The organism is Aeromonas sp. HMWF015, from assembly GCF_963878965.1.
Classification (GTDB): Bacteria; Pseudomonadota; Gammaproteobacteria; order Enterobacterales; family Aeromonadaceae; genus Aeromonas; species Aeromonas veronii.
The window spans coordinates 5,495-8,485 of sequence record NZ_CAWNZT010000026.1 but is presented as its reverse complement, the minus strand read 5'-3'; the positions used below and the strand labels follow the sequence as shown (position 1 = coordinate 8,485).

Annotated in this window: 2 protein-coding genes; both read left to right on the top strand. The window is 60.0% G+C overall.

Annotation, left to right across the window (positions count from 1 at the left end; translation table 11 throughout):
- Nucleotides 1–163: 163 nt before the first annotated feature.
- Nucleotides 164–1,168: a substrate-binding domain-containing protein gene (locus AACS18_RS01165; RefSeq protein ID WP_005355925.1), complete on the top strand. Its 1,005-nt coding sequence runs from the start codon at nucleotides 164–166 to the stop codon at nucleotides 1,166–1,168.
- A gap of 251 nt (nucleotides 1,169–1,419) precedes the next feature.
- Nucleotides 1,420–2,991, top strand: a 1,572-nt coding sequence (locus AACS18_RS01160) for a methyl-accepting chemotaxis protein (RefSeq protein WP_258228810.1), incomplete at its 3' end; no start/stop codon positions are given.

Here is a 2,991-nt window from a genome sequence, read left to right as displayed (position 1 = left end):
TTTACTCTGACAGCGCTCCCATTTTGACCACAATCCATTTGCGCAAACAGAAATGAGCGCCTAAATTAGCCGGCATTGACAATTCCGTGGCAGAGCTCGTTAAAACCAAGCCTTTATTCGGGAAATCTGCTAATGTTCCGCCTTTGACAGTCAGGAGACAGAGATGGCCACTATCAAGGATGTCGCCTCGCGCGCAGGCGTATCCATCTCCACCGTCTCACATGTGCTCAACCACACTCGGCGGGTCAGCGAAGACGCGACCCAGAAAGTGATTGAGGCGGTGGCAGAACTCAACTACGCGCCCAACTCGGTAGCGCGCAGTCTTAAAATAAATTCGACCAAGACCATTGGTATGCTGGTGACCACCAGCGTAAACCCCTTCTTCGCAGAAGTGGTGCAAGGGGTTGAAGCGTACTGCTTCGAACAGGGCTACAGCCTGATCCTCTGCAACACCGAAAACCAGCCGCCTCGCCAACAGCATTACCTGAGAATGCTGATGGAAAAACGGGTGGATGGCCTGCTGGTATTGGGTACCGATATCGACACCCCGTTGCGCGACATGCTGCGCATCCACAAGAACGTGCCGCAGGTGGTACTGGATTGGGGCACGGAGTGCGATTTCGCCAACGTCATCAACGACAACGCCCGCATCGGCGCCCGCATGGCCGTTCGCCATCTGCTGGAGCTGGGGCACCGCGACATCGTCTGCATCACTGGCCAGCTCTCCAAGCCGACCACCCAGCAGCGACTGGACGGGGTGCGTGATGCGCTGGGCGAGCACGGTCTGACCCTTAAAGATGAACAGGTCTTTGAAGGGGACTACGAGAGCCAGAGCGGCTTCGATGCCATGCAGCGCATCCTGGCCCTGCAGCCTCGTCCGACTGCGGTCTTTGCCTTCGACGACCCCATGGCGATCGGCGCGATTTGCGCTGCCTGGGAAGCGGGAGTCAAGGTGCCGGACGATATCTCCATCATCGGCTACGACGATGTGGAGATGGCGCGCTTCTCCAGCCCGCCGCTGACCACCATCCGCCACCCGAAGGCCGAACTGGGCCAGCTGGCGGTGAAGCATCTGGTCAGCCGGATCCGCAACAAGGAGCTGGAAGTGGAATCGATGACGGTACAGCCCGAGCTGATTGTCCGTCGCTCGGTCAAACCGTTGCGTTAATCCGCACCAGTTGCCAAGACGAAAAACCCCCTCTGTCACGAGGGGGTTTTTGTTTATGGGCGGTTTACTTTCAACCTGTGGCTCGCAGTGCCGATCTCGGCCTTGTGAGTGAATATTCCCCCCGTTTGACCCACCTCGCATTTTGCTTGTTAATCGTTTGATCAATATCAACAAAGGGTTAAGTTATGATGGACTCCCGACTTAACCGTTCCATCCTGTAGGTTGGGTTTGACTGTCAAGGATGGTGTCTTATGTTCCCCCCTCGCAAGCTGGGTCACCAGATCACGCTGCTGGCAATCGGCGGCATCGTATTGCTCGCCGTGGTGCTGCTTACCTTTAATCTGTTTGAAAATCGCCAGCGGGCGCTCGCGGCCGAGCAGGCTGCACTGCGGAGCCAGCTCCAGAATGTGGAAGCGGTGATCAAAAACACCAGCCATGAAACCGTGCTGGCGGCGACCCTGATCGCCCAGCGGCCGGATGCAGCAAAGGCGGTGGCCGACAAGGATTGGCAGACCCTCGCCAATCTGTTTGATCCGCTCTGGCCCGCCCTCAAAGCGCAGGGGATCCAGCAGTTTCACTTTCACATTCCCCCGGCTACTTCCCTTTATCGGGTACACAAGCCCGCAAATCATGGCGACGACCTCTCTACTACACGGTTGGCAGTGGTCGAGGTGAACCGCAATCATCAACCGGTCGGCGGGTTGGAGACCGGTCAGGGTGGCACCGGGATCCGCGGCGTAGTGCCGGTCACTTTCAATGGTCAGTCGGTCGGTTCGGTGGAGTTTGGCCGCGCCCTCGACACCTCGCTGTTTGCCGATCTGCTGGGCAAGGACAGTCGCTTTGCCATCTATCTGTTTGAACAGGGTAAGCCCGTTATGCTGACTGGTACCTCCATGCTTGGTGAGTCGGTGGACTGGTATCAGGAGGTATTGGCGGGAGAGAGCCGCTTCACCACCATCAAGCAGCAGGGGAGCGATTTTCTGGTGATGGCGGCACCGTTGCACGACTTCTCCGGCAAGGCGGTCGGGGTGATCGAGTTGGCGCGTGATCACAGTGAGGTTGCAGCCGCGCTGGTACGCCAGAGCTGGCAGATGGTAATGATCGCGCTACTTGGCACCGCTCTGATTGCGGTGGCGCTGGTGCTGCTGCTGGCGCGTCTTAGCCGTCCGCTGCTCGACAGTGTCAAGGCGCTGGAGGCGCTGGCCAATGGCTCCGGCGATCTCGGCAGCAAGCTGCCGGTGGCGGGGCCGGAGGAGATCCGCCGCCTCGGGTCGGCGTTCAATGCCTTTGTTGCCAAGATCCGCGACACCATCAGCCAGCTCACCGCGACACTGGGCGAACTGGCTGGCGAGAGTGAGCGGTTGTCGCGCAGTGCGGCCGGCAACCTTGGCAGCATGACGCGCCAGCAGGAACAAACCACTCAGCTCGCCACCGCCATGACCGAGATGACCAGCACGGTACACGAGGTGGCCAACAACACGGCACAGGCGGCCGAAGCGGCCAACGAAGCGGACAATCAGGCGGTCACCGGCGATGAGGTGGTGCAGCAGAGCGTCAACATGATCGAACAGCTGGCGGAGGAGATCGCCAGCGCGGGCAACACGGTGAAAGAGGTCGCCAAGGCCAGCGAGCAGATTGGTTCGGTGCTGGCGGTGATCCAGTCCATCGCCGAGCAGACCAACCTGCTGGCCCTCAACGCCGCTATCGAGGCTGCCCGGGCCGGTGAACAGGGTCGTGGTTTTGCGGTGGTGGCCGACGAGGTGCGCTCGCTGGCCGGGCGCACCCAGCACTCCACCGCCGAGATCCGCGGCACCATCGAGCAG